This window comes from Sediminibacillus dalangtanensis, from assembly GCF_017792025.1.
Lineage (GTDB): Bacteria > Bacillota > Bacilli > Bacillales > Amphibacillaceae > Sediminibacillus > Sediminibacillus dalangtanensis.
On the sequence record NZ_CP046956.1, the window covers coordinates 2,077,632 to 2,092,620 of the forward strand.

Genomic DNA, 14,989 nt, shown 5'->3' on the forward strand with positions numbered 1-14,989 from the left:
TTTCTATCATGCAAAAAAGTTGCATATCAATGTTTGACAATGATATACAACTGATCACTGAGTGCATGACTAATCCCATCCAGTATCGCTTCTAAATTTGCTGCCACTTTTTCCATCTCTTCCTGTGTTTCACACAAAAAGATGGGGGCTCCCCCGTCGATTTTTTCCTTGTTAAGGGTGATGACCGCTAATATGGCCTTTTCCATTTTCATCCTTTTTCTTCCCCCTTTTTATTTGCTTTTGATTCAGAGGGCATGCGGATTGCATTTTCCAAGACCGGCACTGCACCGATTATTCGTTTGGCCTTGTCGATATCCTTATCCTGCGGCAAAATAAAAACACCAATACGGCCATCATCCAAATCCCGCTTGATCAAAGGAACAAGTGCTGGCGTACCGGAATCTCGAAAAACCCCCAGGGATACAGAGGCATCATGAAGAATGGCTTGACGCTGTCCCAAATTGGCAATCGTCGACCGTACATTGAAATTTTTTGGAGTAAGGATAAATCCCATTCCATACTTCATTATTTCTTCCTGCCGTTTTGGCAGACCAATATTCATAATATAAATATTATCGACATACAGACCCGCACCTTCGAAATGTAAATCATGGTGCTCGATGTCGACCAGTTCCTTTAAAGTAGCTCCGCTCATGAATTTTCTAATGATAAGATAGCAGACAAGCGAAGCAATGATGGCAATCCAGATATTCCATACTAAATAAGTTAACGTTGCAATAAAGGATGTGAAAATGACCAGATAATTTCTTCCTTCAAACGCGACCGCTATCCCTTCTATGTACGTATTTCCCCTGGGAACCAATTCGTAAGCGTCCAATTCAGTCAACGTATTCCGCTCCATATTCCGAACTTCCCTGAACTGGGATGCAGCAATAGTCAGAAAAGTGACAGCAGTGAACTCTTTCTCCATTATGGCAGGTACGGCGACTGTACCGAGCGAAGCAGCAATAAATCCCAACGAGATGTGGATGACCTTACCATGCAAGTATGTCGGGTATTGCCGGTAATCTGTTCGCAACATGACAAGTCTGGCAATCGTTCCGATCACTACTCCAAATAAAATCGGGTAGGTATATTCATTCATGATTCCACCTCATTTTGAGCTTTTGCTCTATGGTTTGTGCAACTACGTCTATCTTTTGTTTCGTAGCTACGGTTAGTCTGAGTAGAATGATAAAAGCTATACCTACAAACAATAAATCAAAAAATGAAAGTTCTCCGATTGTTGGATGAAAACCATAACTCCTCATTATCAACCCATGAAGAATTTCACCACTGGTGATGCCGAGACACCAAACCATGCACTTCTCGATCAGTGTTTCTGCCAGAAATATAAGTAAGACAAGTCCTATAAACGGAATCATTAACAAACGGGGAACAAACAGCCAAATTGGACTGATCAATTCCCAAAGCAGAATACCGACATAACAAAATGTCATGCATAAGCTTCCAAACAATAACCAAACCCAATCCCTTTTCCTTGCTAAATAAAGGATTCCAGAGAAAAAAGAAACAACTAGGGCGAGATTCAACTGACAGTCCCAAATAGTTATCTTTGTATTGGAACCACATAAAAGCAAAAGGATCACCAAAGAAAGATAAAATCTAGTGTGATTCTTTTTAAGTAAAAAAGTAGCGACTATCCATAACAACCAGCATATCCAATAAAACAACAGACCTTCCACGGGCTTCACCTTCCATTAGCATTATAGCTTTCCGAACGTGTTTTTAAACCCGCATATTTAACGCTTGTCAAAAAAAGTGTAAAGCGTCTTTCTTACCTTAAGTGCAACTTTTAGTAGCGATTCTTTGCCATACAGAGAGTTGTTTTAAATCTTAAGCGGAAGATAGGTTCTCGAGCTAGATAGCATTCCAGAACAAAAGCGCAAGCGCCTGTTTAAAGGAGTACAGGCTAGAGCCGCCACGTCCTGTAACGCCTGCATGACCCACATCGTTTGGGCCTCCGACAAGCTTAAGAACAGCCTCGGCGTGACGCTTTTTGCCACACAGAGGGTGGGCTTAAGACCTCGAGGGGGTAGGCGCTGGAGCTGGACGTGGCTGTTTCATCCAATAATGATCCACAGACAGTTAAATTTATCATTTCCTACAAAAACAAAAACCGAACGAGTTCGAAGGGATTTCGAATCATCGTCCGGTTTTTACATTGTCCGCTATATTTTTGTGCAAATCCTTTTATTTTGCTCTTTGATCAAACCACTCTTTTAAATATCCGGTTACGACATACGGCTTGCCCGCCAATTGTTTCGGCTCTCTACATTCCAAAAGCATCATGATGATTTTCAATTCCTGATGGACGGAGGCAATTCGATTCGACAACGAATCCATCCCCTCCTCCATGAGCACTTTGAGCAGGCTTCCGGCCATGCCAAACGCTTCCGCTCCAAGTATCAAAGATTTAGCACCGTCCATCCCGTTTCGGATACCGCCTGAAGCAAGTAAATGAGCACCGGGTAAAATTCCCCTTATCTCTTTGACCGACGCAGGAGTTGGAATCCCCCAACTATTAAAAGCGGATAAGGGATCTTTCCTTCGACGGTTCTCCACCTTTGAAAAATTGGTTCCTCCCATTCCGGCTGCATCTAAAAATTGAACTCCTAATTCCTGCAAACGTATAGCAGTCTCTTTTGATAAACCGTGCCCTACCTCTTTTACGATAACTGGAACGGGGATACTTTGGACAATTGCTTCAATCCTTCTATCCATCTGACGAAAATCCCGATCACCTTCTGGCATAATCAGTTCCTGTAAAACATTAAGATGGATCTGCAAGGCATCCGCTTCAAGCATGTCCACAGCGCGCCGGGCTTGTTCTACTGATGACTCACTTCCTATGTTTGCAAAAATAATACCCTTGGGATTCTCTTTCCGGACAATACGGTATGAAGGCTCTTCTGTAGAATCTTTCAAAGCCGACATCTGAGAACCGACAGACATGCCGATGCCTGTTTCTGCGGCAACAGCGGCTAACTGGGCATTTATTTTTTCCGTTTTGATGCCGCCTCCACCAGTCATCGCATTAACAAAAAGGGGCGAACTTAAAGCAAGTCCGCCCACTTTTGTATGAAGATCAATATCTTCCCAACGGAGAGAAGTAACACTTTGATGGACAATCTCCATATCATCAAAAGGGCTCCAGCCCTCCTGATTGGATTCTACCGCATATTTAATATGCTCTAATTTTCTTTGTTGTCTGGTCATCCATTTTTCACCATCACTTATACTTGTCGAGCTTATCTCCGATCATATCGCCTAATTGAAAGCCAGAGTGATCTTCTTCTTTTTCATACTGCTTAAGCTCAGCTTGATCCTGATCTCGCTCCAATTCTTTGATACTTAAGGACATGCGTTGATCCTGTTCATTCACATCAAGAACCTTCACTTGAACTTCTTGCCCTACATTCAGTACTTCCTGTGGGGTACCAATATGCTGGTTTGAAATTTGGGAAATATGGACAAGTCCTTCTACTCCCGGGAATACTTCGACAAATGCGCCGAAGTTCACCAGGCGCTTAACAGTTCCTGTAACGACAGAACCCGTCTGTACCTTCTCTTCAATTCCATCCCAAGGTCCCGGCAATGTTTCTTTTAGTGATAAAGAGATACGCTCATTGTCCCTGTCGACAGAAAGCACCTTGACATTAATTTTTTGACCTTCCTCTACGACATCGGAAGCTTTTTCCACATGCTGATAAGATAATTGAGAAATATGGACAAGTCCATCGATACCGCCGATATCAACAAACACACCGAAGTCAGTAAGTCGCTGAACCGTACCTTCCAATACTTGCCCTTCTTCAAGAGACTGAAGAATTTCCTGTTTCCGGTTAGCTTGTTCAGCTTCGGAGACAGCTCGGTGGGAAAGAATCACCCTGTTTTGCTCGCGATCCAACTCTACCACTTTTAAGCTTAATGCTTTATTTTTGTAATCAGAGAAATCTTCTACATAATAAGTTTCTACAAGAGAGGCCGGGATAAAACCACGCAGTCCTACATCGACTACTAAGCCGCCCTTAACAACATCTTTCACTTCTGCTTCGAATATTTCCCCACTGTTGAATTTTTCTTCTAAATCTTCCCATGCTTTATCAGCATCGACTGCTCGTTTGGAAAGTACGACTTCATCGTCTTCTACTTTTTTCACTTGAAGTGTCAGCTCGTCACCCTCATTCACTACATCGGAAGCTGTTTCCACATGCAGGCTGGAGAGCTCACTGATAGGTACAATCCCTTCCACTTTATAACCGATGTCAACGAGCACTTGTTTTTCTTCTACTTTAACTACCTTCCCTGTCACCTGATCACCGGTAGATAGCTGTTGTAAATCTGAAAATTCATTGTTCATTTCATCCATAAAGAGACCTCCTTCAAATTCCGACACAACCAATCTTATGAAATGCCTTTTTTCTAACTTCTAATATTTACCCATTTTTGTCAAGCGATAGGCAGGGTACGATTACCGATTTTCATCGATCAGTTTTTGGATTTCCTGCATGATCACTTGGGTAACATCCTTTGCTGATACTTTATTTTCCCGATATTGTTCCATTTCAATCGGTTTTCCGTAAACAACTTTTAATTGTTTGAACGGTTTATAGGGTCCGATAATGGCACAGGGTACGATATATGCCTGCGAACGGAGGGCAAAAAACCCCGCTCCCGCCAAGCCTTTCCCGACTTTGCCAGTCTTGTTCCTCGTCCCTTCCGGAAAAAGACCGAGGGTATTCCCTTCTTCCAGTATGTTCAATGCCTGACGCAAAGCGTTCCGGTCTTTCATCCCCCTCTTGATCGGAAAAGCATGCAGCCTGGTCAACAATCCTCTTAAAAAGGTATTATTGAATAATTCCTCTTTAGCCATAAAGTAAATATCACGCGGGGACGTAATACCAACCACTGGCGGATCAAAATTAGAAATATGATTAGAACAAATGATAACCGGGCCTTTGTCGGGAACATTCTCCGCACCGACTACTTTAATCCGGTATACGGGGTAAAGTATAGCAGCTACTACGTTCTTAGCAAAAGTATATAAACTCATATCCCAAATCCCCTCTAGCTTTTTCTTGCATTTTTCACTACTTCCAAAATCCGATCCGTAACACCTTGGATGGAAAGAGAAGTAGTATCGATCTCCACAGCATCTTCTGCTTTGATCAATGGAGATGCTTCCCGCTCTGAATCAAGTTGATCTCTTTTTTCGATTTCTCTCTTTAATTCCTCTAGGTCGGAAGCAAATCCTTTTTCCTGATTCTCTTTGTGCCGTCTTTCCGCTCTCTCTTGTACGGAAGCCACTAAAAATATTTTTACTTCTGCGTCTGGAAGTACATGGGTGCCGATGTCTCTTCCGTCCATTACTACTCCGCGTTTGGCTGCGAGTGCTTTCTGCCTTGCAACCATTTCTTTCCGTACTGCCGGGTGCTTCGCCACCACTGATACCTGTCCGGTCACCTGCTGTCCCCTGATTTCACGAGTAACGTCTTCACCATCTACAAGAACGCTTTGACCGTTGTTTGATTGCTGCAAATCAATCGTTGTTTGCTGCAACAGTTGTAACAGGGCTTGTTCATCCTCCAGATCAATGTCTTTCTGAAGTGCCTTATAAGTAAGGGCTCGGTACATTGCACCTGTATCAATATAGATATAAGATAGTTCCTCAGCAATTAATTTAGCAACTGTACTTTTCCCTGCTGCTGCCGGCCCGTCAATCGCTATGGCTAGTTGATTTTGTTCCATATGTTTCTACATTCCTCTCTTGCTATGAAATATGTATTGTCCAATTTTACGGGAATAGAAACGAGACGCTCGTGTGTTCATTTAATTTCGTATTCCCTTTCTGGTGTCCAGTCCACGTCTTCTCGCTTCGAGCTGTTTCTCGAAGCAATATCGAATGATTGACTGGCGATCTTGTTCCTCTATTTCTTCAAATTTGACAGATAAGAGCGGTCGTTGTCCTTCCGGCCGGTCATGTGTACGAATAACCTCTGCCTGTACCTTAACATAAGAAATTACCGTTGATTCCATCGGTAAGACGATCAATAATTCCAATCGTTTTCCCGGAGGGATTTCTCGTCCGGGTGGAAGTACAAGTGACAGTCCGCCTCCACTTATATTTTGTGTGATCGTGGTAAATGGACGGAGTTCCTTTTCTGTATCATGCACAGAGACATCTACGGCGGTCTCGATCCGCACATATTCCCGGCGTTGAACCTTTTTCAACTGACTTGCTCCTGGATAGTTTAACACAAGTGTTGGGATTTTTAATTTCTTCTTATCTTTTAATTCCGTTTCAAAACTGTATACCGTATGATCCTCCCCGACAAAACTTGCCGTAAAGATAGTTCCTCGTTCAAAAAGGTTCGTTCTACCGGAAACTAGATGGACCGGATAATCAACGAATAAAAAACTCCCTTGTTGCTCTACTACTTTACATCGATAACGCTCTACTTCATGATCCTTCTCTATCTCTAATGTGAGCGGTGTGCCGATTTTTATCAAAGGTTCCGCCTCTCTCTATCTTTTATTTAGTCCTTTTTATTATCTCAAAAAACAAGGAAAAGGGAAAGGAGTAAAATCCCTTCCCTAAACTGCATCATCGAATTTTGCTTCTGCCCCTTGTAATTTTTCCACTTTTTCTTCAGCACCGTTCAACGCATTAATAAAGATTCGGTACGTATCATTTCCCAATACACCTAAAAACTCATGGGTAAGTACTTCTTCACCAGAATCGTTTTCCATGACAGCTAATCTATTTTCCTGTATCTTCACATTTTGGTTGACCTTATCCTTTGCTTCTTCCGCTGTCAACTTAGGCTCCGGCAGATCGCGTTCCTGGTGGTTCATGTAATAATCGCGAGACGTAAAGCCCAGTATATCCCCATTGTCCAGCGCCACTTTCACTTGAACAGAGTCAGGGTATATACGTACATCGCCCTGTGTGTACAAGAAATTGTACACTCCGACATTGTTATATTGACTGCTTTGGAAGAGTTCCATGTCTTCCATCTCAAGGCTTTTTAAATAATCTTCTGCTTTTTCCATCCCTTCATTGAGACTGATGCCAGGATCCTTGACTTCTCTATTGATGATCAACGATATTGGATGGCCGCCTTTCACCGACATGTCCATATAACCATCCCTGCCATCTTTGTGAAAAGAAGCACTATAGGTTGCTACTTCCGCACCATCCCCTGACTTGGTTATCTTTATGTCGGAAGCATCTTTTACTTCAAACAGCTTTTGGGCTTTTTTCTGTGCCTGTTTTTCATCAATATTTTCTCCATTTAAGGATTGGTATTCATGTTTCTTGTTCGAAGTCCCGGTCATACTGACACCTAGATTTCCCTCTGAATACCCTTCTACGGTTTTTTCCACCGTTTCAAATCCATCGATAATGGTATTGTCTGCTTGTTTATCGTTGGTAGCTAGTGCCAGCTGCACATCCATCCAGCGCAAGTTATTCTCCAGGACAAGGTGTTGAACTTTCCGCAGTTCGTCTCTTATTTCTCCGGATGTTTCATAGAGGGATTCCAGATTATTCACTTCTCCGTCAGTCAGTGGATCCTTTTCCAAGTCTCTTATGGCTGTATTATAACTAAAATCTCCGATATCAGATAGGAATTCTTCTGTTTTGTTGAATGGCAGCAAAGCCAACGGAAGCTGACCTACATCATTATGCGCTTCGGATGTAAGCCGCCATATATCTGCCAGTTGCGGGGATAAGCGTTCCTTTGTATTCATAGCAAGTGTTGTTCCGATTTGATCATGCAGCAAGTCCATATGGTAGGACAAATCGTGGAACGACCGCTGGTACGTATTTTCCGCCTGAACGAGAATAGCGTTTTTCTCCTGATGTTCCTGATAGCCCCAAATCCCTGTCGCTCCCACTGCCACAGCCAGTACAGCGATTAAAATCCATCTCATCATTTTCCGCGCCACCTTTCTTACATACAAAATATGTGCTTGCCGATTTGTTTGATTTGCGGCCTTGACCAAATCCAGTCAGATGTAGCTGTATTCGGATTAAAATAGTAAGTAGCCTCGCCGGTAGGATCCCAGCCATTTATTGCATCAAGCACAGCCTGTTCAGCAGATTCATTCGGCGTCAGCCAAATTTGCCCATCTGCAACAGCCGTAAAAGCCCTCGGCTCAAATATTACTCCTGATACAGTATTCGGAAATGTAGGGCTTTCAACCCGATTAAGAATGACTGCTGCTACGGCAACTTTTCCTTCATATGGTTCTCCTCTAGCTTCTCCGTGAACAGCATTGGCCATTAAACGGATGTCGTTTTGCGAAAAGCCTCCCGGTACATTGACAGCTGTCGGCTCAGCAGATGTACCTCCTCCCTGTTGCTGATTTTCTCCCCCCTGATTTTCTTTATTTCCAGCCTGCTGGTTATCACCATTTTTCACTTGTTGTTCTTTTGGCGTACCACCATAATGGGTGAACTTTTTCCCTTTTCTGATTTGCTCCTGAACAAACTCCTTATCATATTCGCTCGCTTTTTCAAGTTTCTGTTTTGTTTTCGATCCAGCCATGCCGTCAATTTCTAAACCAAACTCATACTGGAAATTACGGAGTGCCCAATACGTACCCCAGCCGAAAACACCATCAATATTCCCATTATAAAAACCTAAATATTGTAATCTTGCTTGTAACTCAATGACATCTTCCCCCGAAGCACCATGCTGGATAACTTGCGGGCTGAACGCCTCTACAGGACGAAGTCCATCCGCAGCTGGCATTCCAGCCATCAAGAGTACCGCAAAAAACAAGAGAATAACTGTTCTTTTGAACCGCATACCATTTCCTCCTAAGAGTATCAAAGTCTTCGTTGTTGGCTTATTTTTTGAAAGCATGCTATTTTTATACATGGGAAGCAGGATAATAAGAATTGGTTATTCAATTGATGAGTTGGACACCAGCTCATCAGCATGATGCTATCTTGCATTGGAAGAAAACCAGGCATAATCCCTCCACTCCTTCTATAACAAGATAAACACAGTTAGCGGAGACTCTGATGAGGACAAAAGCGCAAGCGCCTGTTTAAAGGAGTACAGGCTAAAGCCGCCACGTCCTGTGGCAACGCCTGCATGACCCACATCGTTCGGGCCTCCTATAAGCTTAAGAACAGCCTCGGCGTGGCGCTTTTTGCCACACAGAGGGTGGGCTTAAGACCTCGAGGGGGTAGGCGCTGGAGCTGGACGTGGCTGTTTCAGCCATAATGATCCACAGACAGTCAAATTTATCATTTCCTATACAGTGAAAAATACAGTGAAAAATACAGTGAAAAAAAGCTACCCATGCCGAAGCATGGATAGCTTTGATTCGTTTATTGAATTTGTGACTTTTTTTCGGCCAAGACGACAACGTTTTTGTATTCTTGCTGGTTGGCTAATTTGACTTTCCGTAATGCAAACATCCACAACAGAATCATAAAAGGGGTCATGACATAGATCCAGGAGGGCACTGTTTCTAAGATGAAGTCATAAAAACCATGGAGGCTTAAGGGAATCAACAACGCTGAAAACTGAGATCGTTTTACGTTTTTCGTCAAAAATTTCGCTTTCCCAAGATAATAGCCCATAATCACACCGAACAAGGCGTGCGATGATACAGGAAAAATCGCTCTGCTAAATGCATATTCTACACCATGGGCAAGTAAGTAGAGCAGATTTTCCACTGTCGCAAAGCCTAGGCTGATGGCGACACCATATATAATCCCATCGTAAAGGGAATCAAAATCTGTATATTTATATACCGTATAAAGAAAGATAAACCATTTAAAGAACTCTTCCATTAGTCCGGTCAGTAAAAAAGATCGAATCAGCGGCGTCTGGCCGATTCCTTCCTCCATAAAAGCATATTGGATAAACATGATAGGAAACACCAAAAGAGCTCCGTACAAAAAAGTCCGGAACACAGTAGTCAGAGGCTCTGAATCGAATCGATCTTTTAAATAAAAAAATGACATGAGCGCCAGTGTCGGTGCAATCCCGGCAGAGAGGACAGCAAACATATCGACACCCTCTTTCAATCTAATATCATTCATCGTATCATGAAGTTGGCACAAATAAAATAGCCCCAATAAAAGTAGGTGAAAAACTTGAAAAAAATTCTAATTATCCATACTGGCGGCACCATTTCCATGCAAGAAGATAAACGAAGCGGTACCGTTTCAACATCCAGCGAGCACCCATTATCGAACTCTGCATCTTTGTTTAATCATGATGCACATATTGAAGAAGATTTTTTATTCAACTTGCCGTCTCCTCATATTACGCCTGCGCACATGCTCGAACTAGGCAGGCGGATCCATGACAAGCTTGCCGCCGGAAATTTTGACGGGATCGTGGTAACGCACGGAACCGACACATTGGAAGAAACAGCTTACTTTCTCGATTTATTTTTACAAACCAGAAAACCGGTTGTCGTCACAGGGGCCATGCGCTCCAGCAATGAAATCGGATCAGATGGATTATATAATTTAATCAGTTCCATCCGGGTTGCCAACTCGGACGAAGCCCAAGATAAAGGGGTACTCGTTGTGATGAACGATGAAATCCATACAGCAAAAAATGTCACCAAAACATCGACAAGCAATGTAGCAACATTTCAGAGTCCTCAGTACGGGCCGATTGGAATCATTACAAAGCAGGAGATATTATTCCACCAAAAGCTTATCTCCTATGAATCCTATCCCATCCAGCAGTTGACCAAGAATGTCGCGTTAGTTAAAGCTTACGCCGGGATGGATGGCAGTCTTATTAGCGCCATTCATAGCACAGGGATTTCCGGCATGGTCATCGAAGCGCTCGGCCAAGGCAATGTGCCAAAAGGAATCATTCCCGCCCTTCAGGAAATACTGGATGACGACATTCCGATCATTCTTGTTTCCCGATGCTATCAGGGGATTGTTCAGGCAACCTATGTGTACGATGGAGGAGGAAGACAATTAAGAGATATGGGGATCATTTTCGCAAACGGACTTACCGGACCAAAGGCGCGGATTAAATTGATGGTAGCGTTGGAATTGACAAACAATTTGACAGAACTGGCCCCGATGTTTGAATGATTTACCGAATTGCGAGAATAAAGAAGAGCCTGGGACAAAAGCATCGTGATCAAAATAAAAACCGAACGATTCCACAATTCGTTCGGTTTTTGCTTTGGTGGCCATGTTTTTATCCCGGCCACTTTCCAAATCGTCATGATTTAGCGATTATAGCTTCGGCAATCAACCCGCCATGGTAACGCCCATTCTCTATAAAAATCTTATTATTGTTATAGCCAGCGGCAATCACGCCAGCAATATAGATATCGGAGACATTCGTTTCCATCGTCTCTTCATCATATACTGGTTCTCCCGATTCCTTATTTACTTCAATTCCCATTTCCTGAAGAAATTGGTTGTCCGGCTGATAGCCTGTCATGGCAAACACATAATCATTATCAATCACCCTTTGCTTACCGTCCACTTGATAATGCACTTCATCTTCGGTAATGCGATCGATTTCTGCATTAAATTCCATTTTGACGATTTCTTTTCGGACAAGGGAAGCAAACTCAGGTAAAATCCATGGTTTAATACTTGGTGAATATTCACTGCCCCGATATAACACGGTAATATTCGCTCCCGCTTTATGTAGCTCCAACGCAGCATCGACAGCTGAGTTTTTTCCACCGATAATGACTACATTTTGACCGAAATAAGGATGCGCCTCCTTAAAATAATGCATCACTTTTGGAAGTTCTTCCCCCGGAATCCCCATATATCGTGGCTGATCATAATAGCCTGTTGCTACGACAACGTGTTCTGCATGGTAATTCCGTTCTTCCCCCTTGGCAGTTCGTGTACGTAGTTGAAAACCCTTTTCCTGTTTAGTCACATTTACTACCCGTTCAAAGCTGTTTATCCGGAGGTGACTCCGCTCCGCAACGGTGCGATAATAGGCCATCGCCTGGTTCCGCACTGGTTTTTTCTTTTCTGTGATAAACGGGATTTCACCAATTTCCAACCGATCACTGGAACTGAAAAACGTCTGATGGGTGGGGTAGTGATAAATGGAATTCACGACATTCCCTTTTTCAATCAGTAACGGTTTCACTCCGCGTTTTTGCAATTCCAAGGCGGCAGACATACCACACGGTCCCGCCCCAATAATAATTGTATTCTCTTTTTGCATCTCTTCCACTCCTTTTCGCCAATCCAAAAGACTGCTCAGAAGCAGCCTTTATCTTCTAACAGGACAGAGGAAGGAAAACAGAAACGGTACTTATCAAACTTACACTGATAAGTACCGCCTGCCATTAAATCCACCCTCTGAACCTTGCTGCTTCAGCCATTTTTCTTACTCCGACCATATATGCAGCCAGACGCATGTCTATTTTTCTGGTTTCAGCTGTGTTATAGACATTATTAAAGCCTTTGACCATGACTTTATACAATTTCTCTTCAATTTCTTCTTCCGTCCAGTAATAGCCCTGGTTATTCTGTACCCATTCAAAATAAGAGACAGTGACACCACCAGCAGAAGCCAATACATCCGGAACCAGTAGAATGCCCCGCTCGGATAAAATCCTTGTAGCTTCCAGTGTGGTTGGTCCGTTGGCTGCTTCTACTATAATAGATGCATTAATCTTATCGGCATTTTCCTCGGTTATTTGGTTTTCTACTGCGGCAGGCACTAATATATCGCAATCCAATTCTAATAGTTCTTCGTTGGATATCGTGTCTTCAAATAGTTTGGTCACTGTTCCGAAACTGTCTCTTCTATCTAGTAAATAATCGATATCCAAGCCGTCTGGATCATGAAGTCCCCCGTATGCATCAGATATCCCGACGATTTTGGCTCCTTGATCATTCAAAAACTTCGCCAAAAAGCTTCCTGCATTTCCAAAGCCTTGAATGACCACTTTTGCATCTTTTACAGATATGCCTTTTTTCTTGACCGCTTCATCAATACAAATAGTAACGCCTTTGGCTGTGGCGGATTCACGCCCATGTGAACCACCAAGAACTATAGGTTTACCTGTAATAAAACCAGGATTATTGAACTCGTCTATCCGACTGTATTCATCCATCATCCATGCCATGATTTGCGGATTTGTAAACACATCTGGCGCCGGTATATCCTTTGTCGGGCCGACTATTTGGCTGATCGCCCGCACGTATCCACGGCTAAGCCCTTCCAGCTCCCGGAAAGACATTTCCCGTGGATCACAAACAATTCCGCCTTTTCCGCCGCCATAAGGCAGATCTACAATGCCCGCTTTCAGACTCATCCATATCGATAGCGCCTTTACTTCTTTTTCTGTTACATTCGGGTGAAACCTTACCCCGCCTTTTGTTGGTCCTACTGCATCATTATGCTGCGCTCGGTATCCTGTGAAGATTTTGATGGAATCATCATCCATTCGTACAGGTATCCGGACAGTCATCATCCTCACCGGTTCTTTTAGTAAATCAAAGACTTCATCTGGATAGCCCAATTTATCGAGTGCTGTTTGTACTACCGTTTGGGTTGATTTTAATACGTCCAGTTTGTCTTTCTCTTGTTCATTTGGAGAATCTGATGCTTTATCGGCTACCATGAACTTACCTCCCAATCGTATTCAGTTCATCACTTTAAAGTTTTCGCAATTTCTTTCAGACAATAGTATACACGCTAGATAGCATTATGCAATACGTTATCGGCATTTGATAAATAAATAATTTCTATTGCTTGTTTTTCAAAGAAAGGGTCACAAACTGCTCGACCATTTGTTCATAAGACCAGCCGACGACTTTTGCTGCATCCGGAAACAAGCTGGTCGGTGTCATCCCGGGTAATGTATTCACTTCTAAAACTACGGGTTCACCCGCCTCTGTCACGATAAAATCGACCCTTGAATATACATCACAGCCCAAAAGTTGATGGGCGCGAACAGCGTACGTTTGCAATTGTCCAGTTAACGAGTCACTAATACGTGCGGGGATGATATGTTCACTACCGCCTGGCTTATATTTAGAATCAAAGTCATAATAATCATTCTTGGGAATGATTTCAATAACCGGTAGTGCCTGTTCTTCCCCTTGTGATCCGATCACCGCGACAGTGAATTCTCGTCCAGAGATAAATTCCTCCACCAGTAACATATCGTCGCTTTGCACTGCATTTTTCACCGCTTCCGGCAACTGTTCACCCTTTTTGACAATCGTCAATCCAAGCGTGGAACCTTCTTGATTCGGTTTCACTACGTATGGAGGAGTGAATTTTCCCTGTATCAAATCAATGATTTCCTGTTGAGTATGTCTCTTAACAGGTATGGCTATACCCTTGGCAACCGGCAATTGATTCTTTTCGAAAATTTGCTTTGCCTTTGCCTTATCCATCGCTAATGCAGAAGCCAAGACTCCTGACCCTACATAAGGAATGTCCAGTATATCCAGCAGCCCTTGTATTTTTCCATCCTCTCCGAATTTTCCATGAAGCCCGATAAAAACCAAGTCAACTCTAAGCTTCAACAATTCGTCGAGACGTTCTGGATGGAAATCGATGCCTGTCACCTCATGTCCGTTTTCCTTCAAAGCTTGGATGATTCCCTTTCCTGTTGAAAGGGATACTTCCCTCTCACCAGATGTTCCTCCGTACAGGACCGCTATTTTCAATCCATTCACTCCCTAAACCAAAACTCTTTTTCTTTATTTATTTTACTACGTACATATAGTAACATGTTCCCATTCCATCATCTACAAAAACGGACAAGAAAAGCGCAATCCGACTTTGTCGACCCAGACGAAGAAAAATCGATGACTAGCGTATTCAGATGAGAAAAGTGCCTCCATATATATCCCTTCCTTCTTGAACAATTTCACTTTCTCGCTTTCTCGACTGCTCCCCTTTGCTAAAATAGATACTTTCATATTTAGCCAGGACAAAAGCCCAAGCGCCTGTTTAAAGGAGTACAG

Annotated in this window: 15 protein-coding genes; 1 reads left to right on the forward strand and 14 read right to left on the reverse strand. The window is 43.0% G+C overall.

Annotated elements, in window-relative coordinates; genetic code table 11:
* Positions 1–26: 26 nt before the first annotated feature.
* The 11 genes from ERJ70_RS10430 to prsW all read right to left on the reverse strand — a co-directional run bounded on the left by ERJ70_RS10430 (position 27) and on the right by prsW (position 10,057).
* Positions 27–212 carry a capping complex subunit for YIEGIA gene (locus ERJ70_RS10430; protein WP_209364837.1) on the reverse strand — a complete coding sequence of 62 codons (186 nt, stop codon included), beginning with the start codon at positions 210–212 and terminating at the stop codon, positions 27–29.
* The gene (locus ERJ70_RS10435) at positions 209–1,105 is read right to left on the reverse strand and encodes a YIEGIA family protein (RefSeq protein ID WP_209364838.1); all 897 of its coding nucleotides are present in this window, start codon (positions 1,103–1,105) and stop codon (positions 209–211) included. The genes ERJ70_RS10430 and ERJ70_RS10435 overlap by 4 nt, the downstream gene beginning before the upstream one ends.
* Positions 1,098–1,715 (reverse strand): YphA family membrane protein, encoded by a 618-nt coding sequence (locus ERJ70_RS20260; RefSeq protein WP_445190367.1) that lies wholly within the window; start codon positions 1,713–1,715, stop codon positions 1,098–1,100. Before ERJ70_RS20260 ends, ERJ70_RS10435 begins: the two co-directional genes overlap by 8 nt.
* Before the next feature lie 499 nt (positions 1,716–2,214).
* Positions 2,215–3,240: a type 2 isopentenyl-diphosphate Delta-isomerase gene (gene fni, locus ERJ70_RS10445; protein ID WP_209364840.1), complete on the reverse strand. Its 1,026-nt coding sequence runs from the start codon at positions 3,238–3,240 to the stop codon at positions 2,215–2,217.
* 13 nt (positions 3,241–3,253) lie between these two features.
* On the reverse strand, positions 3,254–4,393 hold the full coding sequence (rpsA, locus tag ERJ70_RS10450; RefSeq protein ID WP_209364841.1) for a 30S ribosomal protein S1: 1,140 nt from the start codon (positions 4,391–4,393) through the stop codon (positions 3,254–3,256).
* A 102-nt stretch (positions 4,394–4,495) separates the two neighbouring features.
* Complete coding sequence (locus ERJ70_RS10455) at positions 4,496–5,077, reverse strand: lysophospholipid acyltransferase family protein (RefSeq protein WP_209364842.1); 582 nt, start codon at positions 5,075–5,077, stop codon at positions 4,496–4,498.
* A gap of 14 nt (positions 5,078–5,091) precedes the next feature.
* The gene (cmk, locus tag ERJ70_RS10460) at positions 5,092–5,772 is read right to left on the reverse strand and encodes a (d)CMP kinase (protein WP_209364843.1); all 681 of its coding nucleotides are present in this window, start codon (positions 5,770–5,772) and stop codon (positions 5,092–5,094) included.
* 81 nt (positions 5,773–5,853) lie between these two features.
* Positions 5,854–6,534, reverse strand: coding sequence for a flagellar brake protein (locus ERJ70_RS10465; protein ID WP_209364844.1), 681 nt, complete (start codon positions 6,532–6,534; stop codon positions 5,854–5,856).
* A gap of 84 nt (positions 6,535–6,618) precedes the next feature.
* Positions 6,619–7,962 carry a germination protein YpeB gene (ypeB, locus tag ERJ70_RS10470; RefSeq protein WP_209364845.1) on the reverse strand — a complete coding sequence of 448 codons (1,344 nt, stop codon included), beginning with the start codon at positions 7,960–7,962 and terminating at the stop codon, positions 6,619–6,621.
* A 17-nt stretch (positions 7,963–7,979) separates the two neighbouring features.
* The gene (gene sleB / locus ERJ70_RS10475; protein ID WP_245208197.1) at positions 7,980–8,792 is read right to left on the reverse strand and encodes a spore cortex-lytic enzyme; all 813 of its coding nucleotides are present in this window, start codon (positions 8,790–8,792) and stop codon (positions 7,980–7,982) included.
* Positions 8,793–9,370: 578 nt separating this feature from the next.
* Positions 9,371–10,057, reverse strand: coding sequence for a glutamic-type intramembrane protease PrsW (gene prsW, locus ERJ70_RS10480; RefSeq protein ID WP_209369299.1), 687 nt, complete (start codon positions 10,055–10,057; stop codon positions 9,371–9,373).
* Positions 10,058–10,144: 87 nt separating this feature from the next.
* On the opposite strand from prsW, the gene ERJ70_RS10485 reads away from it, so the two are divergent.
* Positions 10,145–11,113 (forward strand): asparaginase, encoded by a 969-nt coding sequence (locus ERJ70_RS10485; protein WP_209364847.1) that lies wholly within the window; start codon positions 10,145–10,147, stop codon positions 11,111–11,113.
* Between the two features lie 133 nt (positions 11,114–11,246).
* Here ERJ70_RS10485 and ERJ70_RS10490 read toward each other — a convergent pair whose 3' ends face one another.
* The 3 genes from ERJ70_RS10490 to ERJ70_RS10500 form a co-directional block, all read right to left on the reverse strand.
* Positions 11,247–12,224 (reverse strand): YpdA family putative bacillithiol disulfide reductase, encoded by a 978-nt coding sequence (locus ERJ70_RS10490; RefSeq protein WP_209364848.1) that lies wholly within the window; start codon positions 12,222–12,224, stop codon positions 11,247–11,249.
* A gap of 124 nt (positions 12,225–12,348) precedes the next feature.
* Complete coding sequence (locus ERJ70_RS10495; protein ID WP_209364849.1) at positions 12,349–13,632, reverse strand: Glu/Leu/Phe/Val family dehydrogenase; 1,284 nt, start codon at positions 13,630–13,632, stop codon at positions 12,349–12,351.
* Between the two features lie 124 nt (positions 13,633–13,756).
* On the reverse strand, positions 13,757–14,689 hold the full coding sequence (locus ERJ70_RS10500) for a D-alanine--D-alanine ligase family protein (protein WP_209364850.1): 933 nt from the start codon (positions 14,687–14,689) through the stop codon (positions 13,757–13,759).
* Between the last annotated feature and the right edge of the window lie 300 nt (positions 14,690–14,989).

Coding starts and splice junctions, on each gene's coding strand:
- ERJ70_RS10430 (WP_209364837.1), bottom strand. CDS start 212: ATGAAAATGGAAAAGGCCATATTAGCGGTCATCACCCTTAACAAGGAA.
- ERJ70_RS10435 (WP_209364838.1), bottom strand. CDS start 1,105: ATGAATGAATATACCTACCCGATTTTATTTGGAGTAGTGATCGGAACG.
- fni (WP_209364840.1), bottom strand. CDS start 3,240: ATGACCAGACAACAAAGAAAATTAGAGCATATTAAATATGCGGTAGAA.
- rpsA (WP_209364841.1), bottom strand. CDS start 4,393: ATGGATGAAATGAACAATGAATTTTCAGATTTACAACAGCTATCTACC.
- ERJ70_RS10455 (WP_209364842.1), bottom strand. CDS start 5,077: ATGAGTTTATATACTTTTGCTAAGAACGTAGTAGCTGCTATACTTTAC.
- cmk (WP_209364843.1), bottom strand. CDS start 5,772: ATGGAACAAAATCAACTAGCCATAGCGATTGACGGGCCGGCAGCAGCA.
- ypeB (WP_209364845.1), bottom strand. CDS start 7,962: ATGATGAGATGGATTTTAATCGCTGTACTGGCTGTGGCAGTGGGAGCG.
- sleB (WP_245208197.1), bottom strand. CDS start 8,792: ATGGCTGGAATGCCAGCTGCGGATGGACTTCGTCCTGTAGAGGCGTTC.
- prsW (WP_209369299.1), bottom strand. CDS start 10,057: ATGTTTGCTGTCCTCTCTGCCGGGATTGCACCGACACTGGCGCTCATG.
- ERJ70_RS10490 (WP_209364848.1), bottom strand. CDS start 12,224: ATGCAAAAAGAGAATACAATTATTATTGGGGCGGGACCGTGTGGTATG.
- ERJ70_RS10495 (WP_209364849.1), bottom strand. CDS start 13,632: ATGGTAGCCGATAAAGCATCAGATTCTCCAAATGAACAAGAGAAAGAC.